18 protein-coding genes and 1 riboswitch are annotated in these 15,247 nt (G+C 63.2%); all 18 genes read right to left on the minus strand.

Annotation, left to right across the window (positions count from 1 at the left end):
• Nucleotides 1-277: 277 nt before the first annotated feature.
• Nucleotides 278-829 (minus strand): glutathione peroxidase, encoded by a 552-nt coding sequence (locus J5M56_RS19605; RefSeq protein WP_060479798.1) that lies wholly within the window; start codon nt 827-829, stop codon nt 278-280.
• A 45-nt stretch (nt 830-874) separates the two neighbouring features.
• Nucleotides 875-997 carry a hypothetical protein gene (locus J5M56_RS27080; protein ID WP_261744987.1) on the minus strand — a complete coding sequence of 41 codons (123 nt, stop codon included), beginning with the start codon at nt 995-997 and terminating at the stop codon, nt 875-877.
• The gene (locus J5M56_RS19610) at nt 994-2,187 is read right to left on the minus strand and encodes an MFS transporter (protein ID WP_186476891.1); all 1,194 of its coding nucleotides are present in this window, start codon (nt 2,185-2,187) and stop codon (nt 994-996) included. Before J5M56_RS19610 ends, J5M56_RS27080 begins: the two co-directional genes overlap by 4 nt.
• A gap of 71 nt (nt 2,188-2,258) precedes the next feature.
• A complete protein-coding gene (locus J5M56_RS19615; RefSeq protein WP_207937582.1) occupies nt 2,259-2,663 on the minus strand; it encodes a MarR family winged helix-turn-helix transcriptional regulator in 405 nt (134 codons plus the stop codon).
• Between the two features lie 60 nt (nt 2,664-2,723).
• On the minus strand, nt 2,724-3,458 hold the full coding sequence (locus J5M56_RS19620; protein WP_186476513.1) for an adenosylcobinamide-GDP ribazoletransferase: 735 nt from the start codon (nt 3,456-3,458) through the stop codon (nt 2,724-2,726).
• Nucleotide 3,459: 1 nt separating this feature from the next.
• On the minus strand, nt 3,460-4,017 hold the full coding sequence (cobC, locus tag J5M56_RS19625; RefSeq protein ID WP_186476512.1) for an alpha-ribazole phosphatase family protein: 558 nt from the start codon (nt 4,015-4,017) through the stop codon (nt 3,460-3,462).
• Nucleotides 4,014-5,069: a nicotinate-nucleotide--dimethylbenzimidazole phosphoribosyltransferase gene (cobT, locus tag J5M56_RS19630; RefSeq protein WP_207937583.1), complete on the minus strand. Its 1,056-nt coding sequence runs from the start codon at nt 5,067-5,069 to the stop codon at nt 4,014-4,016. Before cobT ends, cobC begins: the two co-directional genes overlap by 4 nt.
• Nucleotides 5,066-5,587, minus strand: coding sequence for a bifunctional adenosylcobinamide kinase/adenosylcobinamide-phosphate guanylyltransferase (gene cobU, locus J5M56_RS19635; protein WP_186476510.1), 522 nt, complete (start codon nt 5,585-5,587; stop codon nt 5,066-5,068). The genes cobT and cobU overlap by 4 nt, the downstream gene beginning before the upstream one ends.
• 1 nt (nt 5,588) lies before the next feature.
• Nucleotides 5,589-7,043 carry a cobyric acid synthase gene (locus tag J5M56_RS19640; RefSeq protein WP_186476509.1) on the minus strand — a complete coding sequence of 485 codons (1,455 nt, stop codon included), beginning with the start codon at nt 7,041-7,043 and terminating at the stop codon, nt 5,589-5,591.
• Entirely contained in the window at nt 7,040-8,032 is a 993-nt protein-coding gene (cobD, locus tag J5M56_RS19645) for a threonine-phosphate decarboxylase CobD (RefSeq protein ID WP_207937584.1), read from the minus strand. The genes J5M56_RS19640 and cobD overlap by 4 nt, the downstream gene beginning before the upstream one ends.
• Nucleotides 8,025-8,933 (minus strand): adenosylcobinamide-phosphate synthase CbiB, encoded by a 909-nt coding sequence (cbiB, locus tag J5M56_RS19650; protein ID WP_207937585.1) that lies wholly within the window; start codon nt 8,931-8,933, stop codon nt 8,025-8,027. The genes cobD and cbiB overlap by 8 nt, the downstream gene beginning before the upstream one ends.
• A complete protein-coding gene (gene bluB, locus J5M56_RS19655; protein ID WP_207937586.1) occupies nt 8,930-9,580 on the minus strand; it encodes a 5,6-dimethylbenzimidazole synthase in 651 nt (216 codons plus the stop codon). Before bluB ends, cbiB begins: the two co-directional genes overlap by 4 nt.
• Complete coding sequence (locus J5M56_RS19660) at nt 9,577-10,872, minus strand: cobyrinate a,c-diamide synthase (protein WP_207937587.1); 1,296 nt, start codon at nt 10,870-10,872, stop codon at nt 9,577-9,579. The genes bluB and J5M56_RS19660 overlap by 4 nt, the downstream gene beginning before the upstream one ends.
• The gene (gene cobO / locus J5M56_RS19665) at nt 10,869-11,480 is read right to left on the minus strand and encodes a cob(I)yrinic acid a,c-diamide adenosyltransferase (protein WP_207937588.1); all 612 of its coding nucleotides are present in this window, start codon (nt 11,478-11,480) and stop codon (nt 10,869-10,871) included. The genes J5M56_RS19660 and cobO overlap by 4 nt, the downstream gene beginning before the upstream one ends.
• A gap of 118 nt (nt 11,481-11,598) precedes the next feature.
• Nucleotides 11,599-11,820: riboswitch (cobalamin riboswitch) on the minus strand.
• Between the two features lie 60 nt (nt 11,821-11,880).
• Nucleotides 11,881-12,414 carry a C40 family peptidase gene (locus J5M56_RS19670; RefSeq protein ID WP_207937589.1) on the minus strand — a complete coding sequence of 178 codons (534 nt, stop codon included), beginning with the start codon at nt 12,412-12,414 and terminating at the stop codon, nt 11,881-11,883.
• A gap of 141 nt (nt 12,415-12,555) precedes the next feature.
• Nucleotides 12,556-13,194: an NlpC/P60 family protein gene (locus J5M56_RS19675; RefSeq protein WP_207937590.1), complete on the minus strand. Its 639-nt coding sequence runs from the start codon at nt 13,192-13,194 to the stop codon at nt 12,556-12,558.
• Between the two features lie 127 nt (nt 13,195-13,321).
• Nucleotides 13,322-14,029, minus strand: a complete 708-nt coding sequence (gene hda, locus J5M56_RS19680; RefSeq protein ID WP_060479784.1) for a DnaA regulatory inactivator Hda — start codon at nt 14,027-14,029, stop codon at nt 13,322-13,324.
• 138 nt (nt 14,030-14,167) lie between these two features.
• Nucleotides 14,168-15,241 (minus strand): AI-2E family transporter, encoded by a 1,074-nt coding sequence (locus tag J5M56_RS19685; protein WP_186476503.1) that lies wholly within the window; start codon nt 15,239-15,241, stop codon nt 14,168-14,170.
• Nucleotides 15,242-15,247 lie beyond the last annotated feature (6 nt).

The following is a 15,247-nucleotide window of genomic DNA, read 5'->3' on the forward strand; positions in this document are numbered from 1 at the left end:
CTCCGGCCTTGCTCCCGGGAGGACCGCGCTGCAGGCCCCATCCTGGGGCCCAGCGCTTGACGGGCATCCATGCCCGTCACCTCCCTCCGCAAGCCCTGCGTTCGGCCTCCTGAAGTCGCAATCTGCGTCGCCTGAACTACCGTGCGCTTAGAAGCAAAAGCCAAGAGCAAGAGCAAGAGCAAGAGCAAGAGCAAGAGCAAGAGCAAGAGCAAGAGCAAGAGCAAGAGCAAGAGCAAGAGCAAGAGCAAGAGCAAGGATCCAGCAATTGCTGCCTTCGTTAGGGATGCGAAGCTATCGCTTTCTCGATCGCGGCGCGGAATTCAGGATCATCAGGTTTGGTCAGGCTCGAGAAGTTGCCAATCACCCTACCCTGGCGATCTATAACGTACTTATAGAAATTCCACTTTGGCGCACTGCTCTGATGGGCCAGCTCAGCGAACAGCGGTATCGCATCCTTGCCCCTAACCGCCTGGGCCTTGGTCATGGTGAACGTCACACCGTAGTTGGCATAACACACCTTGGCCGTCTTCTCACTGTCCGCATCTTCCTGCTTAAAGTCATTCGATGGCACCCCCAACATCTCCAGGCCCTTTTCGTGGTACGCCTTGTAGGTCGCCTCCAGCCCCTCGAATTGCGGCGCGAAACCGCAATAACTCGCCGTATTGACTACCACCAACGGCTTGCCGGCAAAACGCTGGCAAAGGTCCACCTGCTCCTTGCCACGCAATTCCGGCAGGCTACCCTGCAACAACGCCGGACATTCGGCAGCCCAAGAAGCACTAGCACCCATCAAAACCAGCAAAGGCATCGTCAACCAATGAGCACGCATCGTTCGTTTCTCCTGCAAGCCAATTCTTCACTTGCAGGGTAGCGCCTAACAAACACTCATGCCCAGTTGCATCAACGCCAGCCCACCTCGCTGCCAGCCCCACCACACCAGCGCCAGCAACAAGGCCAAGGCTGCCAGCAGCAGCCCACGAGCCAGCAAGCGGCTCATGCGGCTTGTGCCTGCAAACGGGCAACGGGGCGCTCGCGCACCGGCCAGTTCAACCCCGCCGCCAGCAGGCTGAGCAGAATGGAAATTTGCCAGACCAAGTCATAGTTGCCAGCCTGGTCGTACACCACGCCGCCCAGCCAGCCACCCAGAAATGCCCCCAACTGATGGAACAGGAAAACGATGCCACCGAGCATCGATAGGTTACGCACGCCAAATACCGTGGCTACGGTACCGTTGGTCAACGGCACGGTGGACAGCCAGAGCAGGCCCATGGCAATACCGAACAGGTAGGCACTGACCTGAGTGATCGGCGCCCACAGAAACAATGCAATTACCACGGCGCGCAGCAGATAGAGCGCGGTGAGCAAACGAGGTTTGGACATACGACCGCCCAGCCAGCCGGCAGTGTAGGTCCCGACAATATTGAACAGCCCGACCAATGCAAGCACGGTGGTGCCAGTGGTCGCCGGTAGGTGTTGATCGACTAGGTACGCCGGCAGGTGCACGCCAATGAACACCACCTGAAAACCACACACAAAGAACCCCAGGGCAAGCAGCCAGAACCCGGAATGCGAGCAAGCCTCACGCAAGGCTTGGCCCAGTGTCTGCTCCACACCGTGGCTTGCCAGCGGCCGATCACGCAGCAGCCCGACAAAAGGCACGATCAGTGCCACCAGCAAACCCAGCACCAAAAGCGCCGACGACCACCCCAGCCATTCGATCAGGCCGAGGGTGCCTGGGAGCATGGCGAACTGCCCGAAGGAGCCGGCAGCGCTGGCAATACCCATTGCCATACTGCGCTTTTCCGCGGGCACAGCGCGGCCCACCACGCCGAGAATCACCGAAAAAGAAGTACCCGACAGCCCCATACCGATCAACAGGCCGGCGCTCAGGGACAGCGACCAGGCCGAATCGGCGGTACTCATCAAAAGCAGGCCAGCGGCGTAGAGGATGCCACCGATGATCACCACGCGCGCCGCCCCGAGGCGGTCAGCCAGCGCGCCAGCAAACGGCTGTGCCAGCCCCCAGATCAGGTTCTGCAGGGCAATGGCAAAAGCGAACACGCCACGGCCCCAGCCAAAATCGGCGCTCATCGGCGCCAGGAACAGGCCAAAGCCGTGACGCACGCCTAAAGACAACGCCAGGATCAACGCCGCCCCCACCAGTACCCAGCCGCTGGTTCGCCACACCGAAGCCATTGTCGTTATCTCCAGTCCATCGCAAGGTGTACGGGTGTGAGCCCGCTATTTTTGGTCTTGATTCACGCCAGGCGCTCAAGCAAGCGCACGAGTGTCTCACGCTGGCCCTCGCCCAGCTGGTCCAGCAGCGACGACTGCGCCTGCTCCCACGCCGGAAGAGCGGCTTGCAAGCGTGCCGCGCCAGTGGCTGTCAGCAGCACAACACGGTTGCGCTGGTCGTCACCCTCGACCAACGCAACCAACTCCTCTGCCTGCAGCACCTTCAGGTTACGGCCCAAGGTACTGCGCTCAAGGCCCATGGCCTCGGCCAATACCGTGATGCTCGGGCGATCGAGCCTTTGCAGGTGACGTAGCAAGGAAAACTGGGCGACATTGATCCCGGCGCTGGCAAGCGCCTCGTCGTAATGCCGGCTCACCCCGCGGGCAGCACGGCGCAGATGCGTGCAGATGCAATCACTGGTCAACATGAATACGTGTATATACCCGCATGAGTCGATGTTGCAAGAAGTTTCAAAGGATGGGCCAAGTCACTTCACCAGCGCCAACCCGAGTACAACCGTCAGTTCCAGCAACTCCAGCATCGCGCCCGCTGTGTCACCCGTGGTCCCACCCAACCGCCGGCACATCAGATGTCGCAACCAGCAGAACCCAGCAACCGCACCCAGCAAAGGCCACAGTGCTTGCCAACCGCCGATCAGCGAGCACAGCAGCAAACTGCCCAGCAACATCCAAACCGCTTCACGGCGCGGCAAATGCTCTGCCAACGCCTGCCCCAGGCCGCCCTTGCGCACATAAGGTGTCACAAGAAACAGCCCAAGCATTGCGCTGCGCCCAACGACAGGCGCAAGCACCAGCGAAGCGCCTGCGCCTCGCTCGACCAGCACCCACAGCGCACAGAACTTCAGCAGCAGGACCAACACCAGAGTGACCACGGCAATCGGCCCACTGCGCGGGTCTTTCATGATCTGTAGCGTACGCTCACGGTCACCGAACCCACCTAGCCAGGCATCGGCACTGTCGGCCAGACCGTCCAAGTGCAGCGCCCCACTGAGCAAGACCCACAAGGTCAACAGCAGCGCTGCCTGCAAGGGCGCGGCGACGCTTTGCAGCAGGTAGCTGGCCAACCACAGCAACACCCCGAACAACAGCCCGACCAAGGGGTAGCACAATATTGAGCGGCCCATTTCGCGGGGCGCTGGCATCCCCGGCAAACGCACCGGCAAGCTGCTCAGAAACTGCAAGGCAATCCAGAACGCCAGCATGTCAAAGCACCTCCTGCAGCGTGCCGTCTTCACTCACCCTCAGGTGCAGCAAGGCCCCGTGGCCCACTTCTACTTGCAACAACTGCTCTTTAGGCAACCCACGGGCACGCGCCATCAGCAGGCGCATGACGCCGCCATGGGTAACCAGCAATACGCGTTTGCCTGCGTACCGCTGGCGCAGGCGGGCGATCGCCATTAGCACACGTTCGGCAAAAGCTGCCACAGGCTCCCCAGCTGGTGGCGTGTAACTGTAGGGATCGGCCCAGAAGCGCCCCAGTTCATCAGCCTGGGTTTGCATGATCTGCAAGGCCGTGTGCCCTTCCCACTCGCCAAAATGCAATTCCTGCAGCCCTGCTTCCAGTTGAACCGGCATGCCAAGCTGCTGGGCAAAACGTGCACAACGCTGCAGCGGCGAGCTGACCACCGCATCCCAAGGGCCTGCGCCTGCAACGGCCTCGCGCATCTGGCGCCAGCCCTTGTCTGTCAGGGCATCGTCCAGGCTGCCACGCAGGCCACCACCCAGCTCGGTTTCGCCATGACGCAGCAGGTCCAATATCATGCCGGACGATCCGCTACGGCGGCTTCTGCGAAGGTCGCCATCTGCCCGTGCAGGGCACAGGCCAGGCGCATCAAGGGCACGGCCAGGGCAGCACCGCTGCCCTCGCCCAGACGCAGCCCCAGCGCCAGCAACGGCTCGGCCTGCAGCGCTGTCAACACGGCTCGGTGGCCAGGCTCCGCGCCTTGGTGGGCGAACAGCAACCAGTCACGGCTCTGCGGGTTGATGCGTACCGCCAGCAGTGCCGCGACACTGCAGATGAAGCCATCTACCAGCACACCTATACCCTGCTGTGCGCAGGCAAGGTAGGCACCGGTCAGCGCGGCGATTTCAAAGCCGCCGACGCAGGCCAGCGCCTGCAGTGGTTCATCCATCGGCAGGTTGTGCAGCACCAGGGCACGCTCAATGACATCGGCCTTGTGGCTGACTCCTGAGTTGTCCAGGCCAGTGCCCGGCCCGCTCAATTCCCGAGCCGGGCAGCCCAGCAAGGCGCTGGCTACGGCAGCGGCGGCGGTGGTATTGCCGATGCCCATCTCGCCACCGATGAACAGCTGCGCGCCAGTGGCCGCTGCACGCAGGGCACTGTCACGACCGGCCTGCAGCGCAGACTGCAGTTGGGCCTCGGTCATGGCCCGCTGGCGGGCGAAGTTAGCGGTGCCAGCACCCAGGCGTAAATGGCGCACCCCAGGCAGTTCCAGTTCGGGGTCGATGGTGCCCAAGTCGACCACTTCCAGGCTCGCCTGCAACTGACGCGCGAGCACGCTGATTGCCGCGCCGCCCCCTACGAAGTTGCGTAGCATTTGCCCAGTGACCGCTTGCGGATATGCCGAAACCCCTTCTTCGACTACGCCGTGGTCGCCTGCGAAGAGGGTAATGGCGACCTGCTCCAGGCTTGGCCGCTCCTGGCCTTGCAACCCGGCAAGCCGCACGGCCAGGCCTTCCAGTTGGCCCAGCGAGCCGGTTGGTTTGGTCAGCTGCTGCTGACGGGCACGCGCCTGCTCCATGGCTGCATTGTCGAGGGGGTGGCAGGCGTCACGCCACCAGGCTGGGTTCATAGTGCGGGTCCTTTGAGCATGAGGGGTAAGCCGGCCACGGTCAGCACTACGCGCTGGCAGCGCTCGGCAATGCTTTGGTGCAGCCAACCGGCCAGGTCGACGTAACGACGGGTGAGTTCGCCCATGGGCACCACGCCCAGGCCGGTTTCATTGCTGACCAGAATGATCGTGCCGGGCAGTTGCTCCAGGCAGTCGAGCAGCGCATCGCGCTCTGCCGCCAGCCGTTTCGGATCGTCTAGCATCAGCAAGTTGGTCAGCCACAACGTCAGGCAGTCCACCAGCAAGCAGCGGCCCTGTAACGCCTCTGCACGCAACACTGCCGCCAGCGCCAGGGGTTCTTCGATCAGTTCCCAGTGGGCTGGCCGACGCTGACGATGCAAGCGCACACGGTCGTTCATTTCACCATCGAGCGGTTCGCTGGTGGCGATATAGGTGACTGCCAGGCCGCTGTCGATGGCCAATTGCTCGGCCAGCCGGCTCTTGCCCGAACGGGCACCGCCAAGGATCAAGTTGCGCATGTCAGGCCATTCCACAAAGCTCGCGCAGCCGCGCGGTATCGAGATGTGTGTGCACAAGGTCGGCCAGGCGCTCGATATCACGCTCGCGCAGGGCCTGGTAATCGATGCTCTGGACCTGCTCCAAGCCAGCCCAGCGCAACAGCGCGGCGCACGACTCGCTACCCTCGAACAGGCCGTGTAGATAGGTGGCAAGAACCTGGCCGTCCGCACTGATCGCGCCATCCCAGCGGCCATCGGCGAGCTGCACGGCAGGCTGCTCCAAGGCAGGGCCTGTGGTAACGCCGGCATGAATCTCATAACCGGCCACCGCTGAAGCGTCCAGGCTCAGGGTGCCGGCCACGTTGCGCAGTTGTTTGTCAGCCTCCAGCACGGTCGCATAGTCGAGCAAGCCCAGCCCAAGGCTTGAGCCCGCAGGGCCTTCAAGGCCCAGCGGGTCGTGCACTTCACGGCCAAGCATCTGCAGGCCGCCGCAGATCCCGATCACTTTGCCGCCATAGCGCAAGTGCCGGGCGATGGCCTTGTCCCAGCCGCGCTCGCGTAACTGTGCCAGGTCGCCACGCACGCTCTTGGACCCGGGCAGGATGATCAGATCGGCCGGCGGGATCGGCTGGCCTGGGCCGATGAACTGCAGGTCAACCTGCGGGTGCAGGCGCAACGGGTCGAAATCGGTGTGGTTGCTGATACGCGGCAGCACCGGGACGATCACTTTGAGCACCTGGCTGTGCTTGGCACCCTGGCGGTTATCGATGCCATCCTCGGCCTCAAGGTGCAGGTCTGTCACATAAGGCAGCACGCCCAGCACAGGCTTGCCCGTGCGCTGCTCCAGCCAATCCAGGCCCGGTTGCAGCAGCGCGATATCGCCGCGAAAGCGATTGATCACGAAGCCCTTGACCCGCGCCTGCTCGCTGGGCGATAGCAGCTCCAGGGTGCCGACCAAATGGGCGAAGACCCCGCCGCGATTGATGTCGGCCACCAGGATTACCGGGCAATCGACCGCCTCGGCAAAGCCCATATTGGCGATGTCACCGGCGCGCAGGTTGATCTCGGCCGGGGAACCTGCGCCTTCGACCATCACCACTGGGTAGGCCGCACTGAGGCGTTGGTGGGAGGCCAACACGGCCTGCATGGCGATGGCCTTGTAATCGTGATAAGCCACGGCGTTCATGCTGGTGACCGCACGACCATGGATGATCACCTGCGCCCCAGTGTCGCTGTTGGGCTTGAGCAGTACCGGGTTCATGTCGGTGTGGGGCGCCAGCCGGCAAGCCTGGGCTTGTACCGCCTGTGCGCGGCCGATCTCACCGCCGTCGGCGGTCACCGCGCTGTTGAGCGCCATGTTCTGAGGCTTGAACGGCACCACACCGACGCCCTGGCGCAACAGCCAGCGGCAAAGGGCGGTAACCAGCGTGCTCTTGCCAGCATCGGAGGTGGTGCCTTGCACCATAAGCGTGGTCATGCCGTTTCCTTCTGATAATCGGCCAGGGCCTGGGCCAGGCGCTGCTCGTCGGCGGCAGTCGCTGGCAAACCCAATCGCACTGCGCCAGGCTGCTCGAACAGGCGCACCAGGATGCCCCGGCGAGCGAGAAACTCATGTAAAGCCGCCGCCTGCTCGTTGCGCACATACTGAAACAGATCGCAGCCGCCACTGGGTGCAAGGCCATGATTCAGCAGCACTACGGCAAGCCGTTGACTGGCCTGGGCGCAGCGTTCGATCTGCGCCCGATGGGCCTGTTGGTCGGCAAAACACGCTTGGGCCAACACCCGGGTAGGACCATTGACCGTCCAGGGCCCGAGCGACTCAGCCAGACTGTGCAACAATGCAGCGGGTGCCACCACGCAGCCCAGACGTACACCGGCCAGGCCAAAGAACTTGCCGAACGAGCGCAGCACGATCAAGCCTGGGCGCTCGGCACAGTCGGCCAAGCTATCGTGCGGCGTGGTGTCCATGAACGCCTCGTCGACCACCAGCCAGCCGCCCCGCTCTGCCAGAATCCCATGCCACGCCAAGAGCCGCTCTCGCGGCACTCGCTGGCCCGTTGGGTTGTTCGGGTTCACCAGCACCAGTACGTCCAGACCAGCCAGTGCAGCCTCCACCTCGTGTTCAGCCAGCTCGATCAGTTCATGCCCAGCGCGCCGCCAGGCGTAGGGATGTTCTGCATAACATGGCGACAATATCCCTACACGCCCCGTTGGGCGCAATGTCGGTAGCGCCTGAATCGCTGCCTGGGAGCCAGCTACTGGCAATAGTTGCGCCGCGTGGTAATAAGCGCGCGCCGCCTCTTCGAGGCCATCTTCGGTCTCGGGCAAACGCGCCCAGGCGTCCAGTGGTATCGGTGGAATCGGATAGGGCCAAGGTGCGATGCCACTGGAAAGGTCGAGCCACTCTTCGCGCGCGATTGCGTAGCGCTGCACCGCGCGCTGCAGGCGCCCGCCATGTTCAAGCATTGACGTAAGCCCCTATGCAGATCACCAGCACCCACAACCACACACCTCGCTGCACCAAGCTCCAGCCGCGCTCGATGGCATCGGCATCGGCCACAGGCCCCTCGCCCAGGCGCGGGCGCTCGTGCACTTGGCCGTGGTACACCGCTGGGCCGCCCAGCTCTACGCCAAGGGCGCCAGCGCCTGAAGCCATCACCGGCCCGGCATTGGGGCTGTCCCACAGCGGCGCCTGCTTGCGCCAGCAGGCCAATGCCAACCGCGTTTTGCCAAGCAGCGCGTAAGTCAACGCCACCAGGCGGGCAGGAATGTAGTTCAGCACATCATCGATACGCGCCGCGCACCAGCCAAAGCGCTCGAAGCGCTCATTGCGGTAGCCCCACATAGCGTCCAAGGTGTTGCTCAGGCGGTACAGCACCACCCCTGGCGCGCCAGCCACCACGAACCAGAACAACGCGGCGAACACCGCGTCGCTGCCGTTCTCCAGCACCGACTCGGTAGCCGCGCGGGCAACGGCAGGCTGGTCCAGGTCGCGGGTTTCGCGGCTGACCAGAAAACCCACACGGCGCCGCGCCTCGTCCAGGTCACCGAGGCGTAAAGCATTGGCCACCGGCAACACATGCTCACCGAGGCTACGCAGGCCCAGGGCGCAATACAGCGCCAGCACGTCTATCAGCCAGCCGACACCCGGCAGCCAGGACAGGATCAGCGCCACAAAGGTCAGGGGCACCACGGCCAGGAACCAGGCCGTCACGCCGTGGCTACGCCAACCGCGCCCACCCGCGTTCAGACGGCGCTCCAGCCCTGCCGCCAGGTTGCCGAAGCCCACCAAGGGGTGCCGGCGTCGGGGTTCGCCCAACAGTGCATCCAGCGCCACGCCGGCCACGGTTAGCAGCGCTACGCTCATTGACGCTCTCCCCATCGATTCTCGAACAGCATCTCAGTCAAAGGCCGTTCCTCGGCCCAGTTTTCCTGCACCAGCATCGGTTGTGCGTAGAACTCCGTGACCGGCCCCAGGCACAGTACCGCCACCGGTTTGGCGCCGGGCGGCATACCGAGCAACGCGGCCAGGGCTTGAGGGTCGAACAGTGATACCCAACCCAGCCCCAGCCCTTCGGCACGGGCAGCCAGCCATAGGTTCTGGATTGCGCAGGCCAGCGACGCCAGGTCCATCTCCGGCAAGGTACGGCGGCCAAAGATGTGCGATTCTCGGTTATCCATCAGTGCCGCCACCAGCACCTCGGCGCAATCGCTGATGCCCTCCACTTTGAGCTTCATGAAATCATCCGAGCGTTCGCCCAGCGCTTGGGCGGTGCGCACCCTCTCCTGCTCCACCAGCGCCTGGATGCGCCCGCGCAACTCGCACTGACTGATGCGGATGAACCGCCAAGGCTGCATCAGGCCGACACTCGGCGCCTGGTGCGCAGCGGCCAGTAGGCGACCCAGCAGCTCGGGCGCAACCGTGCCACCGGCGAAGTGGCGCATGTCGCGCCGCTCACCGATTGCGCGGTAGATCGCGGCGCGCTCGGCGGCGCTGTAGGCGTGATCGCTCATGGCCGCAACAGCGCCGCCGCCGCGTCAGGGTTGGACGGGAAATAGAAGTGCACGTAAGAGGCCGTCAACCGTCCCAAGCGATACACCGCTTCGTTGCCGCGCCCGCCATTGGGGCTCAGGCCGCGGGCGAGCGGCTCAAGGTCGGTGCTGGTCAGCGAGTGATGATAGGTATGCCCACGCAGGGTGCCCTCGGGCAGTTCCACGGCCTGTAGGGCCAAGGCAGCCAGGCGCTTCTGCATGCTCGCCTCGCCCGGCAGCAAGCCCAACAGCTCAGCACGCTCGCCTGCTACGTCTGTCAGCGCCTCGAGCAGATACAGCATGCCCCCGCACTCGGCCAGCAGTGGTTTACCCTCGGCATGATGGGCACGGATCGCTTGGCACATCGAAATGTTGGCCGCCAATACGTGGTGATGCAACTCTGGGTAGCCGCCGGGCAGATACAGGCTGTCTACCGCGGGCAGTGCCCGGTCATGCAGAGGCGAGAAGAACACCAGCTCAGCGCCAAGCTGACGCAACAGGTCAAGGTTGGCGCCGTAGATAAAGGCAAAGGCTTCATCACGTGCCACGCCGATCCGCACCCCATCGAGGGTTGCGGTGCACCCCTGCGGCGCCGGCGCGGCGAACGTAACCGGCGGCGGCAACGCGGCGTCGCAGCTGGCACCCAAAGCTTGCGCAGCCGCATCCAGGCGGGCATCGAGGTCATTCAACTCGCTGGCCTGAACCAACCCCAGGTGCCGGCTGGGCAACTCGATGCCACGCTCGCGCGACAGGCCGCCATACCAGCGCAGGCCCTCGGTCAGGCTACCTTCGAGCAATTGCGCGTGACGTAGGCTGCCGACACGGTTGGCCAGTACGCCAGCGAAGGGCAGGTCGGCCTGGTAACGTGCCAGGCCCAATGCCAGGGCGCCAAAAGTTTGGGCCATGGCCGTGCCATCGATGACCGCCAACACCGGCACTCCAAAGTGTCGTGCCAGATCGGCACTCGATGGGGTGCCGTCGAACAGGCCCATCACGCCTTCGATCAAAATCAGGTCTGCCTCTTGTGCGGCTTGCCACAGCAACCGACGGCTCTCCTGAGCACCGATCATCCACAGATCCAGCTGGTACACCGGGGCGCCACTGGCGCGCTCGAGGATCATCGGGTCGAGAAAGTCCGGGCCGCATTTGAATACCCGCACCTTGCGCCCCAGGTTACGGTGCAAGCGGGCCAAGGCCGCGGTCACGGTAGTCTTGCCCTGGCCAGAGGCAGGTGCCGCGATCAGCACCGCTGGACAGCTGCGGGTTTCACTCACAATTCGACGCCTTTCTGTGCGCGGATCCCGGCCTGGAAGGCATGCTTGAGCATGCCCATCTCGGTGACGGTATCGGCCAGCTCGACCATTTCAGGCTTGGCCGCGCGACCGGTGACGATCACATGCTGCATCGGTGGCCGGGCCTGAATGTCAGTAAGCACCTGGTCCAGGTCGAGATAGCCGTGCTTGAGCGCGATATTGAGCTCGTCGAGCACTACGAACTGCACGTTCGGGTCTTGCAGCAACTGGCGCGAGACCGCCCATGCCGCCTCGGCGGCAGCGATGTCACGCTGACGATCCTGGGTTTCCCAAGTGAAGCCCTCACCCATCACGTGGTAGCGCACCTGCTCGGGGAAGCGACGGAAGAACAGCTCCTCACCAGTGCTGTTGCGGCCTTTGATGAACTGCACCACTCCGCACTGCATGCCATGGCCCAGGGCACGGGCAAGCATACCGAACGCCGAGCTGCTCTTGCCCTTGCCGTTGCCGGTGAGCACCAGCAGCAAGCCGCACTCGTTGGGGGAATTGGCGATGCGCTCGTCGATGACCGCCTTCTTGCGCTGCATACGCGCCAGGTGGCGCTCGTCGCGTTCGGTGGATTCGCTCATGGAAGGTTCTCCGCAGGCTGCGGCCACGTGGGCAGTGGCGGCAGGTAAAAGGCGGGCAGACGGAGAACGCGCAGCAGCCACGGCCGAGGCCGCGATGCACCGCACATCACCCTCCGTGATGCCGTTGGCAGTATCAGGCCGGTCTCCGGGCTCATGAGCGGGCCGTGGGCCCAGGGCTACGCGCCTTCCCGGGTGTTCACACCCAGTGGCACTGCGCGGCCGTCACTCATTTACCGTTGCGGGGGCAGCGCCGGAATCGCGCCATGCTGGCGACCACCGGCTTCCCAGTTTCACCCTGCCCAGTCGAAGCTGGCAGGGCACCTGAAACACGCCGCGAAGGTTAGAGGGTTGCACCGGGACCGTCAATCGGCGTGGCCATGCAGAGGAACCCGGTGTTCCCTCAGCGATTCTGCGCCAGGTGCTCCTGGGGAATCACACGCTTGGCCTGCAGATAGGCTTTGGCCCAGTAGCTGTTGGACAGGTAATCCAAGCGTACGGTACCGCCAGTGGAAGGCGCGTGCACGAAGCGCCCTTCGCCCACATAAATGCCCGCGTGACTCACTTGCGAACCGCCGGCAGTGGCGAAGAACACCAGGTCGCCCGACTGCAAGGCGTTGATGCTCACCGTGGGCGCGCGCATCACGATCATCTCGCGGGTCGAACGTGGCAGGCTGATACCAGCAGCATCGCGGTACACGTAACCGATAAGGCCACTGCAATCGAACCCGGAATCCGGTGTATTGCCACCCCAACGGTAAGGCGTACCCACCAGGCCGATAGCACGGATCAACACGTCGTCAGCCAGCGGCGAGCCCTCTGGCTGGCTGTAGGTGATGGTGGGCTGAACCACAGGCGCAGGCGCCGGGGCATGGCTAGAACAGGCGGCAAGTAAAGCCACCATGGAAAGGAATGCGAAGCGCGCCATCATCTTCATGGCCAGAACTTCCTGTCAAAGACCGACCGGCCGGAGCCGAAAAGAGTTGAGAATTTAGATTAGACGCTTTCTGTAAATGCGCACGGCGGCGAGCTTTTTTTATCAAGCAACACCGCCGTGGCAGGGTACATCATTTTGATATCAGTTGCGCGCGATATTGGTCGTCGGCGCCATGGCCAAGGCGCGCTTGGCTTCGATGAAGGTCTTGCTCCAGTAGCGGTCACCGAGGCTGTCGATGCGCACACCGCCGCTACGACGGCTGCTGGAGTGGATGAACTGGTTGTCACCCAGGTAGATACCGGCGTGGCTCACACGGCCACGGCCATTGGTGCTGAAGAACAGCAGGTCGCCTGGCTTGAGCTTATTGCGCGCCACCTTCGGCGCATCGACGTTAATCATCTCGCGGGTGGAGCGCGGCAGGTTCATGCCAGCTTCCTCGCGGAACAGATAACCGATGAAACCGCTGCAGTCGAAGCCCGACGCTTCAGAGGTGCCGCCAAAGCGATAGCGGGTGCCGATCAGCGACATCCCACGCTCCAGAATGCTGTCTGCCAGCACCGGAAGCTGATACGGCTTGCTGCTGGAGAAGGCCTCCAGATCGTCTTCAGTGGCCTGCTCTTCTTCACCGAAGACCGACGAAGGCGAAGCTTTGACTTTGTGGACCGACTGCGAGGCAACCGGGGTGTGATCCTGGGGCTGGGAAACTGGGCCTTGGGCCGCACAGCCAAAAAGCAGGGTCACGAGTGCGAGAGGCACGAGGGGTGCGAAGCGCTTTAGCATGGGCACGACCGTGTCAGTAATCCTTTAGTGGGAGGGAACTATGCCCTCTATCATGGCCATTTGCAAATTTTATCGAAAAAAATGTGACTTTTTCGTTTTACCCCTCAAAGCCCTGTGTTTACGGGGCTTACCAGCCGAGGGTTTCCTTCAGGAAAGGGATGGTCAACTTGCGTTGTGCCTGCAGTGAGGCCTGGTCGAGGCGCTCGAGCAAGTCGAACAGTGCGCTCATGCTGCGGGTGCCGCGGGTGAGGATGAAATGGCCGACTTCGTCGGTCAGGTGCAGGCCGCGGCGCGACGCCCGCAGCTGCAGGGCACGCAGCTTGTCCTCGTCGGACATGCCGCGCATCTGGAACACCAGCGCCAGGGTGAGGCGCGACTTGAGGTCGGGCAGCTTTATCGGCAGTTCACGGGGCGAGGCCGAGGCAGCCAGCAACAGGCGGCGCCCGCTGTCACGCAGGCGGTTGAACAGGTGAAACATCGCCTCTTCCCAGTCCGCCTTGCCGGCAATGACGTGCAGGTCGTCGATACACACCAGTTCGTATTGAGCGAGGTAATCCAGCAGCTCCACACCCCGATCGAGCAATTGCGCCAGCGGCAAGTACACCGCAGGTTCGCCACGCTGTTGGAAGCGATGGGTCGCCGCCTGCAGCAAGTGGCTGCGCCCAACGCCCTGTTTGCCCCACAGATAGATGAGGCTCTCTGTCCAGCCAGCGTCGGCCTCGCAAAGCCGCTCGACATAGCCCAGCGCCGCGGCATTGGCGCCCGGATAATAGTTGATGAAGGTGGCGTCATCGCGCAGGCGCACACCCAGGGGCAACTGGATTGGTGGTTTCATGCTCGCGGGCAGTCGACAGGGACCGCAGGGGGCCTTTGGTAAACAATCTGCAAAGTCTATACCTGCAATGCAGGGCGCACAATCACGCAGCCGGATAGCCTTAGTAAAATCAACGGGTTACCCGGCGGCTAGGCGTGGTTACAGATCAGGGTCGATATCCCCGGCGTACATGTCCGATTCCTTGTACAGGTCGTGCACATGACGCACCAGCACCATGATCACGGCAGCCACTGGCAAGGCCAGCAGTACACCCGTAAAGCCGAACAGCTCGCCGCCAGCGAGAATGGCGAAGATCACTGCCACCGGATGCAAGCCGATGCGGTCGCCGACCAGCAGGGGCGTCAGCACCATGCCTTCCAGCGCCTGCCCGACCATGAACACTGCGACGATCCCCAGCATCGGGTACAGGTCGCCGCCGAACTGGAATAGCCCCGCGATCAAAGCAGCCCCAATGCCGATGATGAAACCCATGTAAGGCACGATGGCCGCCAGGCCCGCGAGCATGCCGATCAGCAGGCCAAGCTCGAGCCCGACCAGCATCAGGCCCGCGGAGTAGATCACGCCTAGTGCGAGCATCACCAACAGTTGCCCGCGTACGAACGCCCCCAGCACTTCGTGGCATTCGCTTGCCAGCGCCACCACCTGAGGTTCACGTTGACGCGGCAGCAGGCTGCGCAGTTTGGCCATCATCAAATCCCAGTCACGCAACAGATAAAAGCCCACGACAGGGATCAGCACCATGTTGGCCAGCCAGGCGATCAGCGCCAGGCTCGAGGCAGTGGCATGGGACAGCACCATGCCGACGATGTCGGTGGTCTTGTCCATGTGGGCGCCGATGGCGGCTTTGATCTTGTCGAACTTCCAGAAGCCGTCGGCCAGCCCCAGATGGCCTTGCAGCCAAGGGAGCGCCACGTGCTCCAGCCAATCGAGCATCTGTGGCGCCAGTTCGTAAAGGCGCAGCAACTGCTTGGCCAGCATCGGTACCAGTATCAGCAGCAGGGCCATCAATATCAGGGTGAACAGGCCAAACACCACCACCACACCCCAGGTACGTGACAGGCCGATACGCTCCAGACGATCGACCAGCGGGTCGGCCAGGTAGGCCAGCAAAATGCCCACCAGGAATGGCGTAAGAATGTTATGCAAGCTATAAAGCAGCACCACGATCAGCAGTACTGCACCCCACCCGATCCAACGACGCATGTCAGTCATCAATAG

The organism is Pseudomonas sp. 51_B, from assembly GCF_017491595.1.
Taxonomy (GTDB): Bacteria; Pseudomonadota; Gammaproteobacteria; order Pseudomonadales; family Pseudomonadaceae; genus Aquipseudomonas; species Aquipseudomonas promysalinigenes.